Source organism: Alphaproteobacteria bacterium (assembly GCA_017308135.1).
Lineage (GTDB): Bacteria > Pseudomonadota > Alphaproteobacteria > CACIAM-22H2 > CACIAM-22H2 > Tagaea.
This window is the reverse complement of record JAFKFM010000011.1, coordinates 78277-104718: the sequence shown is the minus strand read 5'-3', so window position 1 is coordinate 104718 and position 26442 is coordinate 78277. Positions and strand designations below refer to the sequence as shown.

The window sequence follows — 26442 nt, the reverse complement described above, 5'->3', positions numbered from 1 at the left end:
TTGATTCGGAACCGGCCGGATGATACCCAAGCGCGACCCCGATGGAAACCACCCCGATGCAACCTGCCCCGCCCGAAAACGCCCTGGAACTGCGCGGCCTGACCAAGGTCTATGCCGGCGGAAAAAAAGCGCTGGATAACGTCTCGCTGAACGTGCCGCGCGGCATGATTTTCGGCCTGCTGGGCCCCAACGGGGCGGGCAAGTCGACGCTGATCAACATCCTGGCGGGCTTGGTCAACAAGACCGCCGGCAGCGCCAAGGTCTGGGGCATCGATATCGACCGGGACGCGCGCGCCGCGCGCGGGGCCATCGGCATCGTGCCGCAGGAAATCAATTTCGACCCCTTCTTCACGCCGCGCGAATTGCTGGAACTGCAAGCCGGGCTCTACGGCGTGCCGCAAGCCGAGCGGCGCACGGCCGAAATCCTCGCCGCCGTCGGCCTTGCCGACAAAGCCGATGCCTATGCGCGTTCGCTGTCGGGCGGCATGCGACGGCGCGTGCTGGTCGCCAAGGCGCTGGTCCATACGCCGCCGGTGTTGATCTTGGACGAGCCCACCGCCGGCGTGGATATCGAATTGCGCCAAAGCCTGTGGGCCTATGTGCGCCAGCTCAACGCCAAGGGCACGACCGTCATCTTGACGACGCATTATCTGCAAGAGGCCGAGGAGCTGTGCGATCGCATCGCGATCATCAATCACGGCAAGCTGGTCGCCGACGACAGCAAGGACGCGCTGCTGGCGCGCGTCGACGCCAAGGAAATGCGCATCACGATCGATTGCGACCTTGCGGAGGTCCCGGCCTCGCTGGTCCCGTTCGGCGCGAAGCTCGAAGCCTCGCGTCTGCTGGTCGTCCCCTATCGGCCCAGCGCCGTCAAAGCGTCGGACATTCTGGGCGCGGTCGCGCAATCGGGTGTGGGCATCGCCGATCTCAGCACGCGCGAAAGCGACCTCGAAGACGTGTTCCTGCAACTCGTCCGCTCGGCGGCATGAGGCTTGTCGCCGTTCTGCTGCTGCTGTTGACGGCGGCTTGCGCGCAGCCGTCGCAACAGGGGTTGGGACCGGCGACACAAGCCCCCGCTTTGAGCGACGCGTCGTTCACCATGGCGGATGGCGCCGTGTTGCCCTATCGGCTGTGGAAGCCCGACGGCGCGATCAAAGCCGTGATCCTCGCCCTGCACGGCTTCAACGATTATTCGCGCGCCTGGGAAATGCCGGCCGAGACTTGGGCGAAAGCGGGTATCGCGACTTATGCCTATGACCAGCGCGGTTTCGGCCGCGCACCGCGGCCCGGTATTTGGGCGGGCGATTCGGCGCTGACCGGCGATCTTCGCTCGGCGATCGCCCTGGTCGCCGCCAAACATCCCGGCGTGCCGATCTTCGTCGCGGGCGAAAGCATGGGCGGGGCCGTGATCATGGCCGCCTATTCGTCCGGCGGTTTGGGTGTCGCGCGGGGGGCCATTCTCGCCGCCCCCGCCGTGCGCGGCCGCGAGACGCTGAGCTGGTGGAGCAATGCCTGGCTCTGGCTGCTCGCGCACACGATCCCCGGCTTCGCGCCGACGGTCGAAGGGATTGGTATTCGCCCCTCCGACAATATTCCGATGCTGCGCGCGCTGGGCCGCGATCCGCTGGTGCTCAAGCGCACGCGGGTCGATGCGCTTTACGGCCTCGTCGGGTTGATGGATGCGGCCTATGCGGCCGCCCCCGGTTTCGTGGCGCCCGCCTTGTTCCTGATCGGCGCCAACGACAATCTGATTCCCGACGACGCGATGGGCGCGATGCTCGACCGCCTGCCGAAATCCGGCGACCGCACGGTCAAGACCTACACGACCGGCTTTCATATGCTGCTGCGCGATCTGGGCCGCGCGAAAGTACAAGCGGACGTGGCCGATTGGGTGCTGGAACGGGCCAAATCGCCCTGAATTCACGGCATTTGCGTATGGCGGGCGCTTGGGCTAGTTTCCGCCCGTCCGTAAAGGACAGGTCCGCAAGGACGGGGCGCCCGTAGCTCAGTTGGATAGAGTGTCAGCCTCCGAAGCTGAAGGTCGCGCGTTCGAGTCGCGCCGGGCGCGCCATTACTTTCAATGACTTAGACAGTTTCGAGGGTTTCACGACGACGCGCGCCGCGCTCGGTTTGTGGGACTTCGTGTGGGACTTCGCGGGTTTTATTTCCTGCGACTTTGCCTCTTCGGTCGCTTTCTTCACTGCAAAATTGAGATCAAGACCCGCATCAGCCAGCTCCTTACTGACGAGCGTTTGTGCATCGCGCGCCGCATCGAACTGCGTGAATATGTAATGTCGCATAGTCGTTTCGATATCAGCATGCTGACCAATCGACTGAAGCGTCCGTGGATCTACACGCGCAGCAGCCATCTTCGAGAGCACCATCGCTTTCAAATCGTGGAATCGGAACTGGCCAGCTAAGCCGACTGCTTCCAACGCGCGCAGCCAACTTCTCTCGATAGTTTTGATCGATCGCCAGCGACCCGATTTAGGCTCCCGATAGTTAATGAAATGCTTTGAGCCAATCGCCTGCGCTTGCTCTCTCAATGCGCAGAAAAACACGTAACCCTCTGGGCTGAGCGGCGTCCATCCCTCGCGCTTACCCTTATTGTGACTATCATGGCGAAGCGCTTGTCGTTCGTCGTCCAGCCAACTGACCTGCGAAGCGCACACTTGCCCACGGCGCCAGCCCGTAAACACCGCACCAAGTACCACGGCTTGGGCATGCGCAGGGAGATGCGCAAGAACATCTGACAGTCGTTCGGCAGGAAATGGGCGCGGTGTCCCTTGTGGATCCCGAAGATTTTTGAACGCCGGCATGGCCCGCAAATGGGGCCGCCCCAACGGATCATTGGGATCAATTTTACGATGCGCCATCAGCAAAACTGACCGCAAAGCCTTGAGGTATTTTCTGACCGTCGTCTCGCTACGTTGCGGTGTCGCGGCAGACTTGGCGTCTACATCCGACTCTTTTGCAGTGCGGACTGAATAAAGCTGATCCTCTGGTCGCTTTGATTTTTGAGGAGTCGTAGGTCCACCGCGATAGTTAAGGATTGGCGCGCTTTGCAACCATTCTCGGAACTCGGCGAGCTTCACTTCGTCAAGATCGTTGACAAGAAACTCTTGCCCAAAAAACAAGTTGATAGTCGATAAATAACCTTGGATCGAGGGCCAGGACCGAAGGCCTGAAGATGCCGCCGCGTAAGAAAGTACGGCTTCACCAAGAGTGTATGAATTCGCCGCTGAAGCATGCTGATGCATCGGCGCGACCGACACTTGCGGCACCGAGGTTTCAATGGCCGAGTTCGAAGTCGCACCGAACGAGCCAGGATTGACGAGCGCCTCTCGGAGGCGAAACGCTGCTTGCTCGGCTTCTCCTCGAGTGCGAGACAATGACCCATCCAAATTCTTGGCGTAGGAATGCACGCGGCGGCCCTGATGGTAGAAATCAATCCGCCAGCGGCCGGTCGATTTCTGAAGATAGACGGAGCGCCCACGCATGGTCAGCCGGCCTTTCTTGATCTCGATGATGTTAGATTTAATAGGCGACGCTTTAGATCGGCGTTTTCGGTGACTCCGAATTTTTTTAGATTGTCGTTGACCGTCGAAGCGCGCTTAGCGACCTGATCTGTAACGCTAGGGTCGCATGAAACATTCTGGGGCTTACAAAAAAGTGATGCTTCAAACGCTTCGACTCGGGCTCTAGAGACTAGCCAAGTTCCAGCCGGACAGATGCCTAAACCATAGACTTGGAGTTTTTGACGTGCCGTTTTGCGTGAGCAAGACCACCGCTCTGAAAGCCAATCTAGAGACATAAAATCGCCGCTCGTCTGATCAGTTGACGTCCCTGCGCACGGCTCCGCCCCCGAGCTCTCTAGGTCGCCCTGGGTCTCTATGATTAAAGGGATGTTTGATGCCGGTTGCACCCCGCAATCGTAGCGCCATGTTCCGGAACGTCGCTCGAATTAGCATTGCGTTTTCAAGTGGTTAAAAAACTCCTCGCTTCAAATCACAAGAAATCACCTGAATCCTACGCCAAGGACGAGTTCTATTCGCGCACGCTATAGAGATGATCAGTTCCCCCTTATCCGCTTCGCCACGCCGCAGCCGCCGCCACGGCTGACGACAGCCACCTCCGAAAGCAAGCCTCAGCCTCCTTCATTCGGATCTCACCAGGCCGCCTCAAAATCTCGTACCCCGCAGCCAGACCGACGGCATCCCCCGCGGCCGTGTGACCGCCAAGTCGTGTGGCGCGATCGACGATACGCGCCGCAATAGGCCCCGGAATTCCAGCTTCTTCGGCGACCATCATCAACAGTGAATCTGCCGGCGTTTGCATCAGTCGAAAATCAAGCGCCTGACCTGGATTTAGCATCTGCAGCCATTGCCAATCGAACGCAGGCGCGGTCGCAAAGCATACACAGCCTTGCAGCTCAACGTTAAGGCGCGCGAGCACCTCATTGGCATCCAGTCCTTGATTTAGAATCGTGCGCGGCAGTCGATGAATGCTCTGCGAAGCCGAGCTCCAATTGAGATAAAGCCATTCTGAACGCGGCTTGATCAGAAATGCGCCCACAATGCCGTCAGAGCGCGCATACCCGACCTCTATCGGATAGCCGTTTTCTAAAGCCGAAGCTTCAAAATCAATGAATGCAATGATCATCTGCCTTCATCAAAATTCTAGTTGGCGCATCAACGGCGACGAGGAGGGCGCTTTACTGAAGACTTGACCTTGCGCTTTTGACTTTTAGAGGTGACGCGCTTAGCCGCGGCACCGGGCCGACGAGAATTTGAAGCCATACCCAACAATGCAACGCCGACCGACTTGACGGCAAAAAATGCTGCCTTTGCAGAGACATCATTCGTCGCCTCGCCGATCAAGTTTGCAAGGAAAGCCTGAGGTTCAAAGGCACCCATCAACAACTCAATCATCGAACTTCTCCTGGGCTGCGGCGATAAAACTTTCGGCATCAATGCATCGGCTTTGCTGGCTGAAGCTCGCTAAGCGCACGCACTACGCGGTCTGCCAATCGCAAATGAAACCGCCCTTTTCGTGCCGCGGCCTCAAGGTTCCTGATTACCTGCGCGCTTGGTTCAGCGAGATCATCGATATCGACCTGCCGCTCCGCTGCAACACGGCGGCGTGCCTGCTGAAGAATGTCTCTCACATGCTCAGCGCGCGGTTTCTCGACATGCAGGATCCGCAGGCGGCTTAATAGAGCGCCCGGCGTACCCGACGTGCCGTTAGCTGTGAATGCGATGGCCAGCGCCCCAAGATCGAGAGGCACACCGAGACCATCATCGAACCAATTCGCGCGCGTCGTTGGCTCACATAGCCCCAATAACGCTTCATGGACATTACCGTTTCTACGATTCCCCCCTGCGCAATCCAGTTCGTTGAGAATCAACAACGGATTTGCATAAAGATTTTGCGCGCATATCCCCGCCGGGAAACTCGGACTTGCAGAGCTCCACCCCTTGGACGTGCCTTTGAGGATCCGGTTATCGCTACTCCCCGCCAGATCGTATTCTCCGAAGGGTCGACCTACGAGCTGAGCGGCCCTCCGCAGTACAGAATCCTTGCCAATGCCAGGTGGACCAACGACCAAGAGGGAACGAAGAGAATCGCTTTCGTCACCGCAGATAAAGCGAGCTATGTCACTTGCGACTTCGGTGAAGTGAGGAAATTCTGTCGAAAGCACGGTCGTAAGAATTGAAGATGAGATCGACGAACGCCAAAGCGGAAGAGGCGTTTTCAAAACCTCAAATTCTTTACCGCCACCTTCGATATGGGCGGTCGACTTAAGATTAGGCGCGATAACTCGATACGCGGCTCGCACGCTCTCGGACGAGCTTATTTGCCCCCACACATCGCTGATTCGTATAGCCTCAGACGAGCTGACAAACTCGGCGTGATACTGGTCAAACGCCTCCAAGATCGGATCGCCATCGATTTCCAGCACGAGACGACGCAATACGCGCCGGAGGCTTTTTCGATCGGCCATTGAATAAGATCGACCAGAACTTCGCCGGATCGCTACGTAAGCGAATTGAGCCAGCGCGACATCGGCGATCAGAGAGCCGGCTTCGCTGGCCAACGAAATAAATGATCCGACAACGCTGACATCCAGCCCGGCACGAAGGGACCTCACAGCGAGGGCCAGTAGCTCATGTTTTTTGAGATTCAGGATCTCGCGGTCGGAGTTCCTTGTAAGAATGGAGCCTGCGGATGCTTCCAAGAAGCGCGAAATTCGTCTTTTTTGGCTTTGGCTCATGTGGCCTGGATAGACCAGCAACCAAAGACGATTGTCGGGCAGATCATCGATCGGAATATCTTCATCCACGTCCATCGCACCCGCCTTCTTGATCAGGATGAGATTACTATACTAGTAATAAATACTAATTTCAAGCAAAATCACTTCGCGCGCGCTAGCAACTCGCGTTATCCATGTGATGCATATGAAGAAGATCGACGGATCAGATTTCAGGAAATGGCGAACTCAGCATGGCTTGACGCAGAGTCAAGCGGCCGAGTTGATTGGCGTTGCTGTAGATACTGTTCGGGGTTGGGAACAGGGCCGCCGGTCTCCACCTAATTATGTCGCCCTGTTGATCGAACGACTCAAGCCCAGCGACTATCCAAAAATTACCGGCTCATCTGGAAATCGACCAGTCGGCGTAGCGACAAAAATCCGGAGAGCGAGAAAAGAGCTTTGAATATTTGATTTAGTTCATACTTGAGCAAAGAGTTTAACTGCGCATTTTGAAACAACATAGAAAGATATCTTCACTTTGGTATGCGCCAAAACTTCGCAAAGTCCTCTTTAATACGTACCAATGCACGAGCGATGAAGGCCACGAGCCCTACTGGACGAGGTGCATATAGCGTTTGAGTAGCTAGGAGATCCTGCGACTGCACTAACGCTATCTGGCGCTTGGAAAACTGCTTCGCCCAAACGATACGACCGTCACGAATGATGTAGTGCGATTGGCAAGGAAAGCTCCAGTTACCAATCGAGGGCCATAACGATGCTGTTCCGCCTTTTTCGGAAAGCTTCCACTTCGATGGCTTCAACGGAGTAACGACTTCCTGGCCGCACCCGCAACAGCACAAATGTGAAGCGGTTGAGTATCGCTTGGAGACATAGAGGACGCCGGGCTGCAGCCGCTCTGGGATGAACTCGGTGTGTTGGCAGTCCAACCTCGTGATTCGCGTCATCTCAGCCCCGCGCAAACAATCTCTCCTGATGCGATGCTGTAACCCGCATAGACTTCGGATCGCGTGTCCAGATAGACGCCGAAGTGCTTTTTCCACCGGATGACGGCCATGGCAGCAGTCAGCGAATTGAGCTCCGCAATCTGAATGTTTGTCGCGTAGAGATTGGCGGGATCTTCTGCGTCTGCATACGAGATGTGTTGATCGGCTGCCGCTCGAGAGTCATTGGTACTGGTCGTGATACGAACAATTCCGCCGAGTTGAGAGTCGTCCAAAAGGATGCCCATGCCGACTTCTACAAACGGTGTGCCGTTTGCCTTCAGTCGCTCGACAACGAGTTTCTTCGGACCGGCTTTATCCAAGCAGACAAACACGAAATCCAGACCATCGAGCAGTGAGAGATTTTGCTCTTCGATGAACTCGTCGTGAACGACGATGCCTCGATGCATATTCGAGTAGATCGAGGCAAGATATGACACCTTCTTCGGTCTTTGCTTGAGGGCATCGATGGTTGGGGCACCTGGCGCACGAAAAGCGTTGTGCTGGGAGAAGATGTCGCCATCGACAAGATGGATCTTGCTCACGGAGGTTTTGGCGACAAGATCCAACACATAAGCACCTGAACCGCCGACGCCAATGATGCCGATCTTCTGTCCGGCGACCTTGGCGGTCGCCGCCCCGATTCCGGCCCGGCTTGAAGCGGTGTCCGTGTAGCAAAAAACACTTTCGTCGGTGTCTTCCGGAATCGGCGAAAAGGTCATGGGGGTGAGCGACGCGTCGATCATCGCGGCCTCGGCGGAGATCCGACCGACATAAGTCGTCACCTTATGATGATAGTCACGATAGTCGGCCTTCGCCGAAAACGTGAAATCAGCTTGCAGGCCGTCGCCGAAATTCTGCGCGGCTGATCCGTTTTCGAACGCTCTCAGCTTCGAGCCATCGTGATGGCACGGGTGATCGCCGGTCCAGTACGCAACATGGGTTTTGGGCTTTATGGCAATGTCGCCCTCCAAGTCCAGCGCCATGAACAAGATACCGCGTTTGACCACGCTCGGGGCAGCGACGAAGGGGATATCTCGAATCACGAGATATCCCCCAATGACGTCGAGATCGTAGCCCTCGTTGCGCAGGCGCAGAAGGTCGGGGCTAAGAGCGATTGGTCGACGTGACATCGAACTCCATCCCCTCCTTCACCTTGACGCTTTGGCCTTCGAGCAGCACGCCGGCGGGCTTGTTTCCGTTGCCGCGGGTATACTGGATCGTGAACTGCACGCCATCGCCGCTCGGCGGATTGGGGAAGGCGAGAGCGACGAGCTGATCAAATGTGATCTCGTCGTTCTTCGGTACTACCTTGGCGCGGCCGTTCACGATGATCGTGACCGTCTTCTTGTCGTGTTTTTCATCCTTCTCAGACATTTGGAGTTCCTTTCTAGCTGCGTGGCCCGGCGGTGCCCCGGACCAAATTGCGAAGTAGCAATGGATTTGATATACTGAAGTGTGGCATGGATTGCAAGTTCGCAATTCATTTGAAAATCACAATTTGGGGGAAATATGGAGAATCTATTTGATTCAGAAGCTTTTTATTCTGCGCTCAATGCAACCCGCTTAAGCAAGCAGCTAACGTGGAAAGAGCTAGCTGATGAGGCGGGAGTGAACGCATCGACCCTGACTCGAATGGGCCAAGGCGCAAAACCAGACGTCAACGGACTTGCAGCACTTCTCCGCTGGTCGAATTTAAAAGCGGAGCAATTCATTCGCGGAACGAACGAAGGTGAAGCAGAGCCAATTTCAAAGATTACGGCCTTGCTGCGTGCAGATCCGAAACTTACACCTGACAATGCAAGACTGATCGAAGATATAGTTGTAGCAACCTACAATCGCCTTCGGGATTCTTAGATTGAAATACCGCCACGGATTTAAAGCTCAAGCAAATCGTATTGCGCTTCGGATTCGAGAGAAAATGGGCCTCGAAGATATTGCCCCGATCAACCCCGAAGATATTTGCAAACGGCTTGAGATCGAACTCATCGAAATGACGAAATTAGGCTGCGATGTGTCCGCATTTTGCGGCACAGACAGCTCCTGCTTTTCTGCGGTGACTGTTCCGATGGGCCATAAGTTGGCAATCGTTCACAACGATACGCATCACCGCAATCGCCAGCGCAGCAACATATGCCATGAACTGGCGCATTGGTTTCTTGGGCACAAAGGCGCTCCACCGTTACTCGAAAATGGCGAGCGTTCTCACGATGGCCAAATTGAAGGCGAAGCCAATTTCCTGGCCGGCTGCTTACTCATTCCTAATGAAGCAGCGGTTCACATCGTTGGAAGTGGCCTTAAACTTCAGGCGATGACCATCTATGGCGTTAGCTCGCAGATGCTGGATTTTCGCCTAAGAATGAGCGGCGCGTATACGATACAAAAACGTAGAATGGCTCGATAGAAAGGAAAATCACTTCCGTGCCGAGCGCGGCAACGACGCTGGACGCTACAATCCGATCGATACTACGTTCTGGGCGTAGTCCCCGCCGCCACCGCCCTCACAAGCGAAACAACCATGATACCGAGAATGTTACCCAAAGCGAAGACGTAGACTTTAAGTTTCTTGAAATGAATCGAATTGCTTAATCTGATACATCGGCACAAATGCCGCGTCACACCGTCAGCCAAGCCACAAAATTTGCGAGGCAAAGAAAAACCGAACTTTCACGACGCAACACTAGTGATTCCTAATTGACGCCGTCTGCTGAAGAGTAAGCATCGTGGATGGAGCACGATTGACCGTGAGCGGCGCGGTCAGGCGGGGCGTCCTGCAAGCGGCGGTTTATGGGCTCATTTTCGAGCGAGGGCTTGGACGGTTCTCTGCGTTCGTCCCCTCACCACTTTACGACTGATATGATTGGAAAACTCAGGCCGTCACGTAGCGGTCGCGGCCTTCGCGTTTGGCGCGATAGAGAGCCTCATCCGCCCGTTGCTGCGCCGCCGCGACGTCGGCGCCCACGGGATCGAGGGCCGAGATGCCGATGCTGACCGTCACGCCGATCTCGGCGCCATCGACGGAAATCGGATTGTCGCGGACAGCGGCAAGCACGCGACCGGCAAGGATGGTCGCTTCCGCCACGCCGATACCGGGAGCGAGGATTGCGAACTCCTCGCCGCCGATCCGTCCGAGCAGGTCGGTCGTACGAAGGCAGTCGTGAACGCGCCGTGCGAACTCCACCAGAACGCCGTCACCGGCCGCATGACCATAGGTGTCGTTGACGCGCTTAAAATGATCGATGTCGAGTGCCAGGATCGCGCAAGTACCGGCGTAGCGCTTCGTTCGTGCGAGTTCCACATCGGCGCGCGCAAGGAAGGAGCGGCGATTGGCGACGCCGGTCAACGGATCGATCGTGGCAAGCCGTTCCAACTCGACGTTCAGCGCGGCGAGTTCGGCCTCCTTGCGCTTGAGTTCGGTTATATCCACCCGAGAGGTGATCGTATGCCCGCTCGGGGTGCGGATGCGCGAGATTCGGTACCAGCGCCCGTCCGGCGCTTGCGCTTCACGCGGCGGAACGGAAGCGCCAAACGATGCGGCGCGTTCGCGCACAAAGACCTCTTCTCGCCCTGCCGCTTCCGGATAAAGGCCAGCCTCGACGCCGATACGCAAAATATCCTCGAAGTCGAGGCCCGGAACGATGCATGCGGCAGATACGCCATACGGTTCGGGATACTTCGAATTGAACATGACGATCTTGCCGTCGGGCGAGAATAGGCAAAACGCATCGCTGAGCGATTCGATCGCCTCCCGCAGTCTCTCGAGCGCTTCAACCGATTTCTGGCGTTCACCGGCGAGCTGCTCGGCCAGCGCCGCCAAGTCCATCGCTTGCCGTTCGAGCCGCTCGCGACCATCCTCCAACTCGATCACGGCACGGCGCAGTTCTGCCTCACTGGCGGCCAATCGATCGTGCGCTTCTTTGCTCGCCGTTATGTCCGACTGTATCTCCATGAAGCCGTTGAACTCACCCGACACGTTGGTCGTCGGGCGAACTTCCAGATCGACCCAATATAGTCGTCCGTCTTTCGCGCGGTTGAGGATTTCGCCGCGGTAAGAACGACGCTCGGCGAGCGCCGTGCGGATATCGTCCGCGCCTTCCCGCGAGGTCCCTTCCAATCCGATCAGCTCGCGCGCCTTGCGGCCAACCGCTTCGGCAAGGGTGTATCCGGTAAGCCGCGTGAAGCCTTCGTTTACCCATACGATACGCCGTTGCTCATCGGCGACGATGACGCCGTTCGTTGTGCGCTCCACTACTTTGGCCAGCCTGTCGAGATTTTCGGTCATCGCGCTGGCGAGCGTCACCGCGCGCGCGCGGCTGGTGAGCAGTAGCCATGCGGCAAACGACAGGGCGAGCGACAGCAGGGCCACTCCGCCGAAGGCAACGATCGGTGTCGTACGGTCGATTGTGGCGTCCCACGCGGGCGCCGCCCATGCGCGAACGACGAGTAGCTGTTCGGCGATAACGATGGGCAGGAAAAAGTTAGCCCGATCCTCTGGCGCCAAACCGGATACCGGCACATCCGAACCATGCGCTCGGTAACTATAGACGGGCTGGATAAGGCCGTCGGGCAGGCCATCGAAGAGATCGAATTCCACGAAACCGTCCGCCACGGCGGCCACGCCGCGCACCAGTTCCTCTACGACCATGGGCACGTAAATCACACCCGTTGCCGCCGCCCGGCGCGCAGCAATTCCCTCCGGTGCGGGGCCGCTGCCGTAAAGCGGCAGGACGAGCAGATAGCTCGATCTTCCACTCGTGTCCTGCACGAGCTGGATTGGCTCGCTCAGCGCTGGGCTTGCCATTTCGATCGCCGTGTCGATCGTCGTGCGCCGGATGCGTTCCGCGCCAATGTCGTAGCCAAGCACGTTGGCGTTGCCTTCCCGGGGCTCGAGATAGCGCACGACATAAAGATCCGCCGCGTCGCCGTCACCGCGAACTGAGAAATCTGGCGCACCGTCACGGCGGACCCGATCGACGAAATCCGCGACGTGATCTCGCGCAACACGTTCGGCATAACCGAAGCCGCGAACGCCCGGGAACTCGACCGGCAAATTTCGCGCAGCGACGAACGCGGCGAACTGCGCGCGATTCGGCGTTCCGTGAGCAATGAAGCTGGCTGCGAGACCGCGCAGACCATAGACCGGCAGCCGAAATCGCTCGTCGATAGTCGTCCGAACTCGACTGGCGAGCCTGTCCAGACGTATGTGGGAATCGTCATTGATGCCTTCGGTGATCCAACGCATTGTCACAAACGACGCCGAAAGGCCGATGACGAGGATCGCCACAGCCGCGACTGCGCTGATCAGTTTTTGCGTTCGCACCCGCGCGGCAAGCACCGCATCTCTCGCCATCGAATAATTCAAATACAAGGCCTCCGGGCAGACCTAATCGATCAAGCGGCTGCTATTATAGCTATTCTCGTTTAGCGCGTTTAGGACTGATTGATCGATTTGTACGAGGGAGAGTTTTCGGCTCATCGTAACCGTCGAAAGGGGGGATGAGCCCGTGCTCTCCGTAAGCTTCGTGGCTGGGGCACGGTTGACGTTGGGTGGCTCGTTCAGGCGGACGGTGTACTTCCGGCGGCTCGTTTGCGGGCCAATCTTCGGGCGAGGGCTTCGACGAACAGTCTTCTGAACTACGAGCTGTTTGCCGAGGCGCTTAACTCGCGCCATCATCCCGGAATCACGTCCGACAGAATAAAGCATGAAGCGTATTGAGACATTTTCTCAGCTTGTTGCGCTGGGCAAAGCCCACCAAAGGAGTGAGCCTGTGGCCGTGATCCATATCGTAATGATGATCGCTAGGCCGGCACGGCTTATTGGCCGTTTGATCATCTCAGCAGCTCGGGCCCGGAACTCCTCGAGCAAAGTCACTGGGATGAGCCGAGCGGCCAAGATAATGCCGACCGCCACGATAATAATATCGTCAAGATAGCCGAGTACGGGAACAAAATCGGGAATCAAGTCGATTGGAGAGAGCGCATAGGCAGCTATCACTCCTGCGACAACTTTGGCAGCAAGCGGCGTTCGAGGATCGCGAGCGGCTATCCATAACGCCATAATGTCGCGCTTGATATGACGCGCCCATTGGCCCACCCGCGCGCGCCAGCCCAAGGCCGTTATCGCGTCGCAGTCGCGCTGGATGCGTTCGTCATCGCTCATCTGTCCTTGCTTGGTCTCCCATAAGCGCTCGACTGTACGCCCACGGCGCCAACTCGGCGATGCGGTTGATGGGATGGCCGGCGGCGAACGCTTCGAGGGTGGCGGTCAGATAGGCAAGCGGATCGACGGCGTTGAGCTTCGCGGTCTCGATCAACGAGGCGAGGCACGCCCAATGTTGCGCGCCGCCGCCGCTGCCGGCGAACAGCGCGTTCTTGCGGGTAAGTGCTTGGGGCCGAATGGCGCGTTCGACCGCATTGTTGTCGATCTCGATACGGCCGTCGTCGACGAAGCGGGCTAGTCCCGCCCAATGCGAGAGCGCGTAGCGGATCGCCTCGGCGGTCGGGGATCTGCCCGACACACGCTCAAGCTGCCCGCGCAGCCACGGCTCGAATGCGTCGAGGATAAGCTTGCTGCGTTCTCTGCGCGCGCGCGCCGGCGTCATCTACCGGTCGATATGGGGATACGGCCGACGACACATCTTCCCGCCAACGCCCTTGATCGCGACTTCCGCGCCGACCGGCCGAATGCGAAGTGGGTCGCAGACTTCACCTATGTCTGGACGGCCGAAGGCTGCTGATGATGGCGATCTGGCGAAGGGGCCGGCCGAGGTCGGTGCTGCATCACTAGGATCGCGGCAGCCAGTACGGCAGCGAAGCGTTCCAGCGGTTGCTGGCGGATCAGAGCATCGTCCGTTCGATGAGCCGGGCGGGCAACGTCTGGGATAACGCGGCGATGGAGAGCTTCTTCTCGTCGGTCAAGACAGAGCGGATCGCGCGCAAGGTCTACCGGACGCGCGACGACGCGAAGGCCGACATGTTCGATTATATCGAGCGCTTCTACAACCCGCACCGCCGTCACTCGACGATCGGTTACGAGAGTCCGATGGCATTCGAGGCAAAGATGCGATTAGCTTAACAGCGTGTCTCCTAAGCCCGGAGCAGGCCATCCGCTGCTGCTGGGTCCAGTTCAAAAAAGCCGGGAAAACTGGCGATCCACAGTCGATTATCGAGGGGCTCACCCAATGGAATATCATCCTGCATGAAGCACCTCTGTAGCGATTAGGATGAAAGCGTTATACTATTAATTTGTCTTTGTATAAAGTAAAACCTCTTCGCACACCAACACGATTCAGATATCCATGATCTGGATATGAAGAAGTTTGATGGATCTGACTTCAGAAACTGGCAAATTAATCACATCCTGACTCAAGAATAGGTTGCTGATCTCGTTGGCGTTACTGTTCATGCGATTCGAAGTTGGAAACAGGGCGTTAGATCGCCCTTTAGAAATATTTCGTTGCTTGTCAAGCGTTTGAAGCCAGACGACTACCCGAAAAATTCCGGATCAATCGGCAATCGGCGGATTGGGATCTCGACTAGAAATCAGCGCAAGACCAAGTAATAGATTTTTTGATTTTGTCAAAGTCAGCGGCCGCGATTTTGTTAAACGCAACGCCGGATAATAAAATTTAGCTTTCGTATTTGGGCCGATTCGTAGTCCCCGGTGTCGGGAAGGCATCGACATCCACTGCCGAGACAAGCTCCACTCTCCCAGCGATATTGCCTTTTTTATCGTTATCCACTGTTCGCGAACCTGCTAGCGGAATGGCTGCCCCCCGATCAACCGAGTAAGCAGCAAGTTTAAGGCTAGCAGCGTACTCGTCGATACCGACTTCAGTTTTCGCTTTAACAATCACAGTAGGGCAACGCAATACGGCCTCAAATTTTTTCAGCCCGAGACGCAAAATTACGCATGGATCATAACGAAAATCAGAAAACATTCTTTCTGACCTCGCTCCAGCGACAAGCAAGTAATTGTACTTCGAACTAAAAGGCAGAACCTGGATCTCGTGATTGTCAGATAGTTTTTTTATAGCCGGTAGATAGGTCAACACGTCTTCAAGTGTCCAATCTGTAGACTTACCTTTCAGTTTTGTCTTAAGCAACAATTGAGCCGTCTCATCGGCATGACGCTGATAGCGGATCTGGAAATAGTCGGCATCCAGTGCCGAAAGCTGTTCCTCAATTTCACTTCTGATTTTCCCGAAATCGCGGCCGCTTAGTTTTGGAAGCCTCGATGCGCGGGCAATGAAGCGAGATCTTTCTAACGCCGCTGCTGTTGCAGCCGCTCTATTCTCGCCAAACTCAGAAAGAATCCAGCCGAACGCTTCGTTTTCACTCACATTCTTAGACACGATCAGAAATCTGACCGCATCCTCGCTCTGAAGAGCTTTTGGGATCGTGGTCCACCCAAGTTTCTTGGCTACGTCTACCAGACTCACTGGTTCGTGCCGTTGGAGTTTCGTTGTCAGCTCTTTGAGCCGCTCTTCAAGTGCACGATTTTGCTTCTCGTGCTTCAGCGCCGACGCTCGATACTGCGAGGCTCGGCGATTTTTGATTTTCTGCTCCGCGACGGCTGCGAGTAAAGGGGCGAGCCGGTTCCGCAGGACGCTTGACTGCTCATCCAACCACGTAGCAAGCCTTGCGTTGATATCACCTGCCAATTTCGGTGGGTTCAAGAGTGAAGCGCGACTTGGCACATCAATCTCATAATGAGGTAGACGAATCTTTTTCTCGGCATCGTTTTTGAATTTTTTGAATTGGCCAGCCGCGAAATAGAATTCTCTTACCGGGATATGATCTCCAATCATTTCCGGATTACCTCGCTTCAAGCCGAGGTCTTCGGTAGCCAAGTACCAACCATCCCACAAATTCCTCAGCGCCGATTTCGACATGCAGTTTTTTGCCGACCACCGTCCCTTTGCATCAAATGGAAGGACAGCAAATTGAAAATGGGGCGTAACTTCGTCTAACTGCAATTCGATGCGAATCAGATTCTCCCCGAAACGCTTCTTTAGGAAAGGAACGGCGCGCTCGCGGAGTTGATGTACCTTCTCGATTTCATACTGACCGGCAACATTAGGCGCCTTAGGACGGAAGAATTCTGGGCTAGCGGTCAGGAGCCCTTCGAAAGCCAATACTTGATCTTTTCGAGGGCGGTACACTCGCCCTTGGGCTTTTGCTTGTTCGTATTGTAACAATACGAAATCGACAAAATTGACACCTCGAGGCGCTGCATTGAATAGGACCTCGGGTCTCGGATTTCCGGGGATTAGGTGAGGAGGCTGGACGCCATTTTCTGCCCTGGCGGCATGTGTCTGCCCCAAGGCATCCCGCTTCACCTTCATCAATCGCGGTATCGCATACGGTCCTTCAAATTCCTCGGACATAATTTACCCCGCACGAATTGGCCACAGCCCCAAGGACACATAAAAATTGACATGTGGATCTATATTATCATCAAAAGTATACTGAGTATACTTTTGACGTTCCGGCTTGTCCGACGGCGGTTCTTGCAGACATGCTGTTCAGCCGTCCGCGACAGCGCTGACTTATGCTCGTTCCCTTTCGGATTAAGGTGAGCCGGAAGCCTCGCTTGCCCCCCGTCTGCACGTTTAGGATAGTTTGATCGGTTTGCGTAAGGGAGGATTTTCGGCTCATCGTCACCGTGAAAGGGACGAGGATGAGACCGATGAAACAGACGCCGGCGAACGGCACCGCCGAGCAGCATGTCCGCGAGATACGCCGCCAGACGCGCGAGAAGTACTCGGCCGAAGAGAAGATCCGGATCGTGATCTCGGGGCGCCGCGGCGAACACTCGATCGCCGAGCTGTGCCGGCGCGAGGGGATCGCGGAGAGCCTTTGTTACGTTTGGTCGAGGGATCCCGGCTGCCGGTCAAGCGCACACTCGAGAAGCTCGGCGTCACGCGGTCGAAGTTTTACCGCTGGTACGGCCTGCACCGGCGCTTCGGCGTCGTCGGCCTGGAAAATCGCCGGTCTGCGCCTGGACGGGGCTAGAACTGGGTGCCGGACGCGGTCCGGGGCCAGGTGATCGACCTAGCCTTCGAACGCCTGGAACTGAGCCCCCGCGAGTTCGCGATGACGTTCACTGACGAGAAGGCCTAGTTTATCTTGGAAGTATCCGTGTATCGGCTGCTGCAGGCGAACGGGTTGCTGACCAGCCCGGCGTTCATCGTGATGAAGGCGGCGGACGAGTTCCGGGACAAGACGACGGCGCCCAACCAGCTCTGGCAGACCGACTTCACGTATCTAAAGTTCGATCTGTCGACGATCCTCGATGACTTCTCGCGGTTCATCGTCGCCTGGAAGCTCTGCACGACGATGAAAGCAGCGGACGTCACCCAGACGGTCGAGATGGCGTTATCGGCGTCGGGGCTGGCCGGAAGCCGGCATCGGCCGCGACTACTGTCGGACAACGGGGCGAGCTACATCGCGGGCGCTCTGACGACGTGGCTTGGCGAGCAGAACATCAAACACGTGCGCGGCGCGCCCAATCATCCGATGACGCAGGGCAAGATCGAGCGCTGGCATCAGACGATGAAGAACCGGATCCTGCTCGAGAACCACGTCCTGCCGGTCGATCTCGAGGCGAAGATCGGCGCCTTCGTCGATCATTACAATCGCCGCCGATACCACGAGAGCATCGGCAACCTCACGCCGGCCGCCGTCTATACCGGACGCGGGCAGGCCATCTTGGAAAGGAGAGAAGCCATCAAACGAAAGACAATTGAGCACCGCCGCTTGCTGCACCGGCAAGCGACCGCCTAAACTGCAAACTCAGATGCGCCGAAGCCGCCGTTAGCAGCCGCCTCGAACAGTCTCGATTGTTCTGATGACGGACACCGGGACCGTAGATGGCCGCCATACCTTGTAGAAGGAGTTCGTCGTAATCCTGCCGCAGGATCACCCCGCCGCACACGACCAGAATGTCGTCGGCCTTGCGGCCTTTCAGCGCCGCGATCAACGCGGGCGCGAGCGTCTTGTGGCCCACCACCTGCGACGACACGCCGACTAACGTGCATAGTAACATCATCGTTCAGCGCGCGGCGGCGCCGCGCCTTTCCAAGAAATCAGCGAATCGCGCGAAGGAGAACGCGAGCGCGAAATAGAGCGCCCCAATGAAGATATAGGTCTCTGCCGTTGGCGACGGCCAATCAGGATCTGCGAGGGCCGCCTTCCCCGAACTGATCAAATCGAACAGACCGACCACAAGCACCAGCGACGTGTTCTTGACCATCACGATGATCGTGTTCGCCAATGCCGGAATGACGATGCGGATCGCCTGGGGCAGCACGACCAAAGCCTGCATGCGCCAATAGCCAAGGCCGAGCGCCGTCGCCGCCTCGAACTGACCGCGCGGCACCGATTGCAGCCCGCCGCGAATCACTTCCGCCAGATAAGCGGCGGCAAAGGCCGTAAGCGCGACAGTAGCGCGTGTCAGTTTATCGGGCAGCAGCCATTCCGGCAGGAAGATCGGTAGCATCAACGACGCGACAAGAAGAAGTGACAGCAGCGGCAAACCCCGGATCAATTCGATCCACAACGTGCAGACGGTGCTGACGACCGGAAGTTCCGCTCGCCGTCCCAGCGCCAGGAGAATAGCGATCGGAAAACCCAGGCCGATCGCGAATACCGTCAGAATCAGCGTCACCGGCAATCCGCCCCAAGCCGAGGTTGGAACCGGCGTCAAACCCAGCCCGCCACCCATCAACCACAGAACGACCAACATGCTGGTGATCCAGATCGCAACGAGCCGCGCGTTCCACCCCGTCGGGCGCACCGACCAACCCAGTGTCGCGAGTAGCAGCGCGCAGACGAGCGCCGGCCGCCAGCGCTCATCGGGCGGGTAGATGCCGAACAGTATCTGCCCGGATTTCGCGACGATGAAGCTCCAGCATGCGCCGCTCGCCGCCGCGCAGGTTGCCGGCACCGCTGGCAGAAACGCAGCGTCGATCACCGCCCATACGGCCAGCCGGGGCAGCGTCAGCGCCGCTAGCGCCAGGAACGCGATCGACAGACACGCGTTGAGCGGCGTGCCGAAATACGGTCGCAGCGCGGCGACGAGGCCTGCTCTCATCGTTCCACCAGCGCGATCCGACGGTTGTACCAGTTCATCAGCGTCGACAGCGCGAGATTGATCGCCAAATACACCGCGAGTATCAGCACAATCCCTTCGATCGCATGGCTGGTCCGATTGATCATCGTGCCCGCGATCGTAAAGAACTCCTGATAACCGATCGCGATCGCCAGCGTGCTATTCTTTACGACGTTGATGTATTGGCTGTTGAGCGGCGGCACCACCACGCGCAAAGCAAGCGGTAACACGATCAAGCGCAACGTCTGGCTGCGGCGCAAACCCAGTGAAGACGCGGCCTCCCAATAACCGATCTTCACCGCCAGAATGCCCGAGCGCGCGATCTCCCCGATAAAGCCGGTGGTATAGATCACGAGCCCGACGATCAGCGTCGCGAACTCGGGCGAAACTTCGCCGCCGCCGATGAAATTGAATCGCCGTCGCTCCGGCCAATCGATGTGGAACTCCGCAAATCCACTCGCCAAGACCGCTATCACCAGCACGGCCTCCGTACTCGCAACGATCGGGACAAGCAGCGGGCGATTGCCGGTGCGCGCTTGGATCGCGCTTGCGATCTTCGATGCGGCGAAGATCGCAGCCAATGCAACCGCAGCACCAGCGGCGATCATCCAAGCGCCCGGACCGAAGGAGATCGCCGGCAGCGCGACCCCGCGCTGAGAAAGGAACACGCCCGGCAATGGTTCAAGAGCACCCGCGACGCCTGGCATCGCCGTCCACAAGCCGTAGACGAAAAGAAGAATGACGATTAGCGGTGTGTTGCGCGCTATCTCCACCCAGACCCGTGCGGTTCCCGCGATCGCGGGATTCCCGGACAGGCGCATGATCCCCAAAAACAGCCCCAACACACTGGACGTGACGATGACGATCGCGGAGACGACGATCGTGTTCAAAATGCCGACCAGGATCGCGCGTGAATAGGGGCTGGCGGGCGTATAGGCGATCAGCGCTTCCGCAATCGGCATGCCCGAAGGCATCGAAAGAAATTCGAAGCCCAACGGAATACCGCGCAAACGCAGATTGGTCACCGTCGTGACCGCAACGACGCCGAAAGCCGCCGCCAAGCCCGCGATCACCAAGAACTGGATCACCCAGTTCCGCACGCGTCTATTGCGCAAGAACCCCATGCTTCCCCGAAATCGTCGGCGGCGCGACGAGCAACTGCCCGGCACGCCGCCGTTGGATTAGTCCGCCCCAATCAATCCCAGGGCGGCGAGAACATCAAGCCGCCGTCGCGCCAAAGCGCATTCTTGCCGCGCTCCAGACGCATCGGACTCTCGGCGCCAAGGTTACGGTCCCAAATCTCGGCGTAGTTGCCGAGCTGGGTGACGATGTTCAACACCCATTTATCGTCGAGACCGAGCGGGCGACCGAAACCTTCAGCACCTAGAATCCGCCGTACCTCGTCGCTGCCAGATTTAGCCTTCTCGGCGGCGTTCGCGGAGGTGACGCCGTTCTCCTCGGCCCAGAACAGCGCGAATATCGACCAGCGCACGATATCGAACCAGCGGTCGTCGCCGCGCGGGATAGCGATGCCGAGCGGTTCGGGCCGATTGTCGATCGAAGTAAGTTCGTGCTCTGCGGGGTTGGTCGCGATCGTTGCGCGGGCGCCGGCGGCGGCCGTGCCGTCGGTGATGTAGGCATCGCATCGCCCGGCCAGATAGGCGTCGCGCGCCTGTGTCGGATTCTCGAATACCACGCGACGTAGTGTTATCTTCGTTGCCGCCTCCAGCGCCGTCAACTTCTGTGCGGGCAACCCGCCACCACCCGTCACGCAGAATGTAGCGCCGTCGAAATCGCGCATCGACTTGACGTTCAACGACTTGCGAAAAAGGATCGCGTCGCCGTCATAGATCGTCGCGGCAACGAAGCGCACGGCCGCGTCGCGCGTGTAAGTCCAGGTCGTGGTACGCGAAAGAATGTCGATCTCGCCGGTCTGAATCGCCGGCAACCGTGCCGCGGTGAGCAGCGGCGTGAAGCGAATCTTGTCCTTGTCGCCGAACACGGCGACGGCGGTAGCGCGGCAGATATCGGAATCGATCCCGCGCCATACGCCACGTTCGTCCGCTCGCGACAAGCCGGGCACGCCCGTGCTCGCCCCGCATTGGACGTAACCGCGCTGCCGTATCTTATCGACAACCGATTGCGCCTCGACACCGGCAGGCACGAGGCCCGCAGCCAATACTGCGGCGAACGCCGCGATCATGCTTCCTTTCATTTTTGCTCTCTCCTGTTCCATTGTTCGGGATTATGCGGTGATTTTATCCGGCGTGCGCGATAGCGCGTCGAGAAAGCGGAAAAGATCGGCGGCGAGATCGTCGGGATCCTCGAGACCGACGGCCACGCGTAGATAGGGGCCTTGCGGCATCCACGCCAAATCGGCGCGCTCGGATTTGGGGTCGCTCGGTGCGATCAGGCTATGCGCCCCGCCCCACGAGGCGCCGATTTTGAAAATCTTCAGTGCTACGAATGCCGCGTCCAGCACCGCTTCGTCGCCCAATGCCGGATCCAGCACGAGACCGAACAACCCGGCGCCGGTCGCGTAGTCGCGCGCGAATATCTCGTGACCGGGATGTCCGGCACACGACGGATGCAGTATGCGTACGATCTCCGCGCGCGCGGCTAGACGCGACATCAGCGCCGCCGCACTCGCCGCAGACTGCGCAAGCCGCAGCGGCATCGTCGCCAAACCACGCGACACCAAGAAGCAATCCTCGCCCGACACTCCATATCCCAGCAACCGGGCGATGTCCTTCGCCTTTCGATAAAGCGCCACGTCCGTAAATGCGAGACTACCCATCAGTACGTCGGAATGGCCGCCGGCGTATTTCGACAGCGACTGCATCGAGATGTCGACGCCGTGGCGTAGCGGCTGGAACCCCAGCGGCGTTGCCCACGTGTTGTCCATCGCGACCCGCACACCCGAAGCGCGCGCGGCCTCAACCATGCGGCCGGTATCGCGAACCTCGAACGTCGTCGAGCCGGGACTTTCGATCCACAAAAGGCGCGGCGCTGGACCGCGCGCTTTCGCTAGTTCGGTCACGCCGTCGCCATGATAGCGGCATGCGGTAACGCCGAAGCGCGACAGCAACTGCTCGATCATCCCGCGCGCGGGACCGTAAAATCCTTCGGGCAAAATGACGGCACCGCCCGCCTCGACGCTCGCGATCGTCGCAACCGCGATCGCCGCGAGCCCCGACGGCAAAACCAGCGCCCGCGACGCGCCCTCCAGCCGTGCGATCTGATCTTCCAGCGCGCGCGTGGTCGGCGTGCCGTAAAGGCCGTAGGCGTAGCCGTCGTAAAGCCGCGTCGAGCGGTCGCGAAACGCGGCCGGCGTATCAAAAACGACTGTCGAAGCGCGATGGATTGGCGGCGAAAGCGCCGCGAACCCGCCGGGCGCGTCGGGCGCGTGGACGTAGAGTGTCGAAGATTTGAGCCTGGGCATGGTCCCGAAGTTACGGAAACATCCCATATCGTTCCATAACATGGATAGACAGGTTCATTCACTTTGGATATCTAATCGACATGCGCGCGCGCGATCTCGAAGTCTTTCAAGCGGTCATGCGGGTCGGCGGCGTAGGCCGTGCGGCCGAGTTGCTACGCACATCGCAGCCTTCGGTATCTCGATCGATCGCCGCACTCGAACACGCCTGCGGTTTCGATCTGTTCGACCGCATCCGGGGTCGCCTAGTGCCAACGCGCGAAGGCCGCCTATTCCACGCCGAGGTCGAACGCAGCTTTCTGGGCATCGAACATTTGCGCCAGACCGCGACGCGCATCCGCGAGGTCGGCGGCGGCACGGTGCGCGTCGCCAGCCTGTCGGCACTGGGCAACACGATCGTTGCTAAGGCGACGGCAGCGTTCCTGCGCGCCCATCGCGACGCCTGCGTGGCGCTGCAGATCCGCACATCTGCCAGCGTGCGTGACCTCGTCGCGTCGGGTCAGGTTGACATCGGCCTGGCAGCGGATGAGATCAGCACGGCAGGCATCGAACATCAGGTCTTCGCCACGCCGCGCGCGGTCTGTCTCGTGCCCGCGGCGCACCGCTTCGCCGCGCGACGCAAGATTGGGCCGAAGGATCTGCACGGCGAGCGCCTCGTGGCGCTGGCACCGCAAGACACCGTCAGAATTGCGCTCGACGAGTTGCTCCGCCAAAGCGGTGCCGCACCTCAAATCGTCGCCGAAACGCCGTTCTCGTCGACGAGTGCGGCGCTGGTCGCCGAAGGGGCCGGGATCGGCCTCGTCAATCCGATCTCCCTGCCAGAGCCTTTGCCAAATAATATCCGCATCATTGCGTTCGAACCGGGGATCTACTTCAAGGCGCTTCTGCTGCGGCCCGCCGGCGCGGAAAGCTCCCGCCTCGTCGCCGCCTATCTCTCGGCGCTATTCAAGGCGCGGAATTCGACCTAGCAAAGCGACGCGTCATTTTGTTAAGTTGAGATTCGAAATGCTTAGATCTATTTAAGCGGTCGCCTCCACCGCCAACCCTGCGGCTTTCCATTCCGGAAATCCGTCTTCCAATCGCCGGCCCCGATAGCCTTTGGCACGCAGAACGGCGACGGCTTCGAACGACATAATACAATAGGCGCCGCGGCAATAAGCGACGATCTCCCGGTTTTTCGGCAGTTCGCCAAGCCGTCTTTTCAGTTCCGCCAGCGGCATATTGATCGCCCCCGGCAAATGTCCGAGCGCGAATTCGTCGTCCGGCCGGACGTCGAGTAACGTCACGCTCCGCTTCGCGATGCGCTTGGTCAATTCTTCGCGCGACAACGGTTCGAACCTGTCCAGCTTTTCGAAGTATTCCGAAACGAGGTCTCTAACATCGGTGCGATTGCGTTCACCGTAGATACGTAACGCCGCCAGTAGCGGAATGACAGGTCCATCGGAAAGCCGATAGATAATTCTTTTTCCATCGCGTTGCGTCTCGACGAAGCCGCCGCGGCGAAGCTGCTGCAAATGCGCGGAAGTGTTTGCGATCGACTGACCGATGAGCCGGGCGAGATTCTCGACGGAGCGCCCGCCTTGCGACACATGTTCGAGCAATTCGAGTCGATACGCATGTCCCAATACACGGGCCAGTCCGGCAAGCTGCTCGAATATCCGGATCTTCGCGCTTTTCATTTGACGGAAAATTTACCTCCCCGTAGTCATTCAAACAAGATATTGAATGTTTTAAAAACGGCAATACCCATCGTAAGAGGAAACGCGATGCGCATGAATCCCATGCATCGGCAAGTGTTGGTTCTGGCCGGCTCGCAGGCATTATTCCAAACCGCTTCGGTTCTTGTAATGACGGTCGGCGGTCTTGCGGGCGGTCAGATAGCGGCGCACGCCGAACTTGCGACGGCGCCGATCGCGGCCATGTTTTTGGGGACGGCTATCGCCACCTTTCCCGCATCGATATGGATGGCGCGCGCGGGCCGCCGTGCCGGTTTCATCGCCGGTGCGATACTTGGTGTCGCGGGCGGCGTATTCGCGGCGATGGGAATTTGGTTCGGTTCGCTGGCGCTGCTGGCGTTCGGCACCTTCCTTGTCGGCGGGTATCAGGCGTTCGCGCAGTTCTATCGGTTCGCCGCAAGTGAAGCGGCCGACGACGTATTTCGGCCGCGCGCTATCTCGCTCGTTCTTGCCGGCGGGATCGTCGCGGCACTCGCAGGGCCGATATTGGGTCACGTAGGTGGCACGCTGTTGGAGCCGAGGTATTTCGGCTCCTTCCTGCTGCTCGCTCTGACATCGGCGATCGGCGCCGGCCTGCTTCTGGCGCTGCGCATGCCGGCGCCCAAAGTCGAAACGGCGCAAGCCGCGCATGGCCGATCCTTGCGGGTAATCGTTTCTCAGCCGACTTATCTCGTCGCCCTATTCGGCGCCTCGACCGGCTATGGCATTATGATCTTAGCGATGACGGCGACACCGATCGCGATGGTTCATCATGCGCACGATCTTCCGACGGCAGCTAACGTCATACAGCTTCATGTCTTGGGCATGTTTCTGCCGTCCTTCATTACAGGGACGCTGATCGCGCGTTTCGGCGTGGTTGCCGTCATGCTCGCCGGCGTAGCGTTGCTCGCCGGCCATGTATCGATGACTCTGACTGGGTTGGGCTTCGCTTCTTTCGCGAGTGCGCTCATACTGCTCGGCGTCGGTTGGAACTTTCTCTATGTAGGCGGCACGACGCTACTGACGACGACCTACGATCCGGCGGAAAAAGGCCGGGCGCAAGCGGCCAACGATATGACCATTTTCGTGGTGGGATTGACTTGTTCGCTTGGAGCCGGCGTCCTGCTTCAGGCCGTCGGCTGGCAGATGCTCAACGTGCTGCTACTGCCATGGATGGCACTCTCGGCGTTGGCGCTGCTTTGGCTCCTCTGGAAGGTGCGCACTTCATGACCACGCCTTTTCCAGCGACATCTATGCCGGATCGCGCATGGTGGGCGGCTGTTTGGCCGGATCCGCAAGCCACACTGGTCTCACTCGGCGTTCGCCCCGGCATGAAGGTGCTCGACCTGTGCTGCGGTGACGGATACTTCACCGCGCCGCTGGCGAAGCTCGTCGGCGGCCGTGTCGTAGCACTCGATCTCGATCCGGCGATGATCGAGCGCGCAAAAGCGGAAGCCGCTGTCGAGGGCGTATCAATCGAGCGATGGATTTGCGCCGATGCACGGGACATCGCCGAATATCTACCCGGCCCCGTGGACTACGTGCTGATGGCTAACACGTTCCATGGCGTGCCGGACCAACCGGGCCTAGCAATCGCGATCCGAGCGATACTCCGACAAAAAGGACGATTGGCTATCCTGAATTGGCGGCAGCGACCGCGCGAGACCACGGTCGTACTGGGACAACCTCGTGGCCCAGCGACGGCGCTGCGCATGTCGCCCGAACAAGTTCGCGCCGTCGTCGAGCCAGCCGACTTTCGTTTTTCCGAGTGCTTCGAGATCGGGCTCTATCACTACGGAATCATCTTCGAGACTGTTTGACAGCGCGTGAGCGGACTAAAGCATCGCCACTTGATTGTTTGATCACTCCTTCCAACTAACCTGGGGTGTTTTAGCGCTCCCCCAACCGGAAGGAACCTC

Annotated in this window: 24 protein-coding genes, 1 tRNA gene and 2 pseudogenes; 11 read left to right on the top strand and 16 right to left on the bottom strand. The window is 58.5% G+C overall.

Annotation, left to right across the window (positions count from 1 at the left end; genetic code table 11):
• The first annotated feature begins 41 nt into the window (after positions 1-41).
• The 3 genes from J0H39_19785 to J0H39_19775 all read left to right on the top strand — a co-directional run bounded on the left by J0H39_19785 (position 42) and on the right by J0H39_19775 (position 2071).
• Positions 42-989, top strand: coding sequence for an ABC transporter ATP-binding protein (locus J0H39_19785; GenBank protein MBN9498998.1), 948 nt, complete (start codon positions 42-44; stop codon positions 987-989).
• Entirely contained in the window at positions 986-1918 is a 933-nt protein-coding gene (locus tag J0H39_19780; protein ID MBN9498997.1) for a lysophospholipase, read from the top strand. Before J0H39_19785 ends, J0H39_19780 begins: the two co-directional genes overlap by 4 nt.
• 76 nt (positions 1919-1994) lie before the next feature.
• Positions 1995-2071 (top strand) — tRNA-Arg (locus tag J0H39_19775).
• Here the strand turns inward: J0H39_19775 and J0H39_19770 are convergent.
• The 4 genes from J0H39_19770 to J0H39_19755 all read right to left on the bottom strand — a co-directional run bounded on the left by J0H39_19770 (position 2022) and on the right by J0H39_19755 (position 6349).
• Entirely contained in the window at positions 2022-3500 is a 1479-nt protein-coding gene (locus tag J0H39_19770; GenBank protein MBN9498996.1) for a tyrosine-type recombinase/integrase, read from the bottom strand. The genes J0H39_19775 and J0H39_19770 overlap by 50 nt on opposite strands.
• A 583-nt stretch (positions 3501-4083) precedes the next feature.
• On the bottom strand, positions 4084-4662 hold the full coding sequence (locus J0H39_19765; GenBank protein ID MBN9498995.1) for a hypothetical protein: 579 nt from the start codon (positions 4660-4662) through the stop codon (positions 4084-4086).
• Between the two features lie 29 nt (positions 4663-4691).
• Positions 4692-4931 carry a hypothetical protein gene (locus J0H39_19760; GenBank protein ID MBN9498994.1) on the bottom strand — a complete coding sequence of 80 codons (240 nt, stop codon included), beginning with the start codon at positions 4929-4931 and terminating at the stop codon, positions 4692-4694.
• A 38-nt stretch (positions 4932-4969) separates the two neighbouring features.
• The gene (locus J0H39_19755) at positions 4970-6349 is read right to left on the bottom strand and encodes a hypothetical protein (GenBank protein ID MBN9498993.1); all 1380 of its coding nucleotides are present in this window, start codon (positions 6347-6349) and stop codon (positions 4970-4972) included.
• Between the two features lie 103 nt (positions 6350-6452).
• On the opposite strand from J0H39_19755, the gene J0H39_19750 reads away from it, so the two are divergent.
• Positions 6453-6716, top strand: a complete 264-nt coding sequence (locus tag J0H39_19750) for a helix-turn-helix domain-containing protein (protein MBN9498992.1) — start codon at positions 6453-6455, stop codon at positions 6714-6716.
• 498 nt (positions 6717-7214) lie between these two features.
• Here J0H39_19750 and J0H39_19745 read toward each other — a convergent pair whose 3' ends face one another.
• On the bottom strand, positions 7215-8387 hold the full coding sequence (locus tag J0H39_19745; GenBank protein MBN9498991.1) for a ThiF family adenylyltransferase: 1173 nt from the start codon (positions 8385-8387) through the stop codon (positions 7215-7217).
• Complete coding sequence (locus J0H39_19740) at positions 8362-8631, bottom strand: multiubiquitin domain-containing protein (protein MBN9498990.1); 270 nt, start codon at positions 8629-8631, stop codon at positions 8362-8364. The genes J0H39_19745 and J0H39_19740 overlap by 26 nt, the downstream gene beginning before the upstream one ends.
• A 135-nt stretch (positions 8632-8766) precedes the next feature.
• Here J0H39_19740 and J0H39_19735 point away from each other — a divergent pair, with 135 nt between their 5' ends.
• Complete coding sequence (locus J0H39_19735; GenBank protein ID MBN9498989.1) at positions 8767-9111, top strand: helix-turn-helix transcriptional regulator; 345 nt, start codon at positions 8767-8769, stop codon at positions 9109-9111.
• Between the two features lies 1 nt (position 9112).
• Positions 9113-9658 carry an ImmA/IrrE family metallo-endopeptidase gene (locus J0H39_19730; protein ID MBN9498988.1) on the top strand — a complete coding sequence of 182 codons (546 nt, stop codon included), beginning with the start codon at positions 9113-9115 and terminating at the stop codon, positions 9656-9658.
• Between the two features lie 465 nt (positions 9659-10123).
• On the opposite strand, the gene J0H39_19725 is transcribed toward J0H39_19730, so the two are convergent.
• The 3 genes from J0H39_19725 to J0H39_19715 all read right to left on the bottom strand — a co-directional run bounded on the left by J0H39_19725 (position 10124) and on the right by J0H39_19715 (position 13856).
• Positions 10124-12616, bottom strand: a complete 2493-nt coding sequence (locus J0H39_19725) for a diguanylate cyclase (protein ID MBN9498987.1) — start codon at positions 12614-12616, stop codon at positions 10124-10126.
• Between the two features lie 363 nt (positions 12617-12979).
• Positions 12980-13414 carry a DUF1232 domain-containing protein gene (locus J0H39_19720; GenBank protein ID MBN9498986.1) on the bottom strand — a complete coding sequence of 145 codons (435 nt, stop codon included), beginning with the start codon at positions 13412-13414 and terminating at the stop codon, positions 12980-12982.
• A complete protein-coding gene (locus J0H39_19715; GenBank protein ID MBN9498985.1) occupies positions 13404-13856 on the bottom strand; it encodes a transposase in 453 nt (150 codons plus the stop codon). The genes J0H39_19720 and J0H39_19715 overlap by 11 nt, the downstream gene beginning before the upstream one ends.
• On the opposite strand from J0H39_19715, the pseudogene J0H39_19710 reads away from it, so the two are divergent.
• Positions 13818-14329, top strand: a pseudogene (locus J0H39_19710) (DDE-type integrase/transposase/recombinase). The gene J0H39_19715 and the pseudogene J0H39_19710 overlap by 39 nt on opposite strands.
• Before the next feature lie 553 nt (positions 14330-14882).
• Here J0H39_19710 and J0H39_19705 read toward each other — a convergent pair.
• A complete protein-coding gene (locus J0H39_19705) occupies positions 14883-16643 on the bottom strand; it encodes a plasmid recombination protein (protein MBN9498984.1) in 1761 nt (586 codons plus the stop codon).
• Positions 16644-16945: 302 nt separating this feature from the next.
• Here J0H39_19705 and J0H39_19700 point away from each other — a divergent pair.
• Positions 16946-18042 (top strand): annotated as a pseudogene (locus tag J0H39_19700) (transposase).
• On the opposite strand, the gene J0H39_19695 reads toward J0H39_19700, so the two are convergent.
• The 5 genes from J0H39_19695 to J0H39_19675 form a co-directional block, all read right to left on the bottom strand.
• A complete protein-coding gene (locus J0H39_19695) occupies positions 17987-18307 on the bottom strand; it encodes a hypothetical protein (protein ID MBN9498983.1) in 321 nt (106 codons plus the stop codon). The pseudogene J0H39_19700 and the gene J0H39_19695 sit on opposite strands and share 56 nt — an antisense overlap.
• Before the next feature lie 3 nt (positions 18308-18310).
• The gene (locus J0H39_19690) at positions 18311-19351 is read right to left on the bottom strand and encodes an amino acid ABC transporter permease (protein MBN9498982.1); all 1041 of its coding nucleotides are present in this window, start codon (positions 19349-19351) and stop codon (positions 18311-18313) included.
• On the bottom strand, positions 19348-20493 hold the full coding sequence (locus J0H39_19685) for an ABC transporter permease subunit (GenBank protein MBN9498981.1): 1146 nt from the start codon (positions 20491-20493) through the stop codon (positions 19348-19350). The genes J0H39_19690 and J0H39_19685 overlap by 4 nt, the downstream gene beginning before the upstream one ends.
• Positions 20494-20564: 71 nt before the next feature.
• Positions 20565-21584 (bottom strand): transporter substrate-binding domain-containing protein, encoded by a 1020-nt coding sequence (locus tag J0H39_19680; protein ID MBN9498980.1) that lies wholly within the window; start codon positions 21582-21584, stop codon positions 20565-20567.
• Between the two features lie 30 nt (positions 21585-21614).
• The gene (locus J0H39_19675) at positions 21615-22811 is read right to left on the bottom strand and encodes a PLP-dependent transferase (protein MBN9498979.1); all 1197 of its coding nucleotides are present in this window, start codon (positions 22809-22811) and stop codon (positions 21615-21617) included.
• Positions 22812-22891: 80 nt separating this feature from the next.
• Between J0H39_19675 and J0H39_19670 the strand changes: the two genes are divergently transcribed.
• Entirely contained in the window at positions 22892-23776 is an 885-nt protein-coding gene (locus J0H39_19670; protein ID MBN9498978.1) for a LysR family transcriptional regulator, read from the top strand.
• Positions 23777-23827: 51 nt separating this feature from the next.
• On the opposite strand, the gene J0H39_19665 is transcribed toward J0H39_19670, so the two are convergent.
• Positions 23828-24487 carry an ArsR family transcriptional regulator gene (locus J0H39_19665; protein MBN9498977.1) on the bottom strand — a complete coding sequence of 220 codons (660 nt, stop codon included), beginning with the start codon at positions 24485-24487 and terminating at the stop codon, positions 23828-23830.
• 87 nt (positions 24488-24574) lie between these two features.
• On the opposite strand from J0H39_19665, the gene J0H39_19660 reads away from it, so the two are divergent.
• Both J0H39_19660 and J0H39_19655 read left to right on the top strand, forming a co-directional pair.
• Positions 24575-25753: an MFS transporter gene (locus tag J0H39_19660; protein MBN9498976.1), complete on the top strand. Its 1179-nt coding sequence runs from the start codon at positions 24575-24577 to the stop codon at positions 25751-25753.
• Entirely contained in the window at positions 25750-26343 is a 594-nt protein-coding gene (locus J0H39_19655; GenBank protein MBN9498975.1) for a class I SAM-dependent methyltransferase, read from the top strand. The genes J0H39_19660 and J0H39_19655 overlap by 4 nt, the downstream gene beginning before the upstream one ends.
• Positions 26344-26442 lie beyond the last annotated feature (99 nt).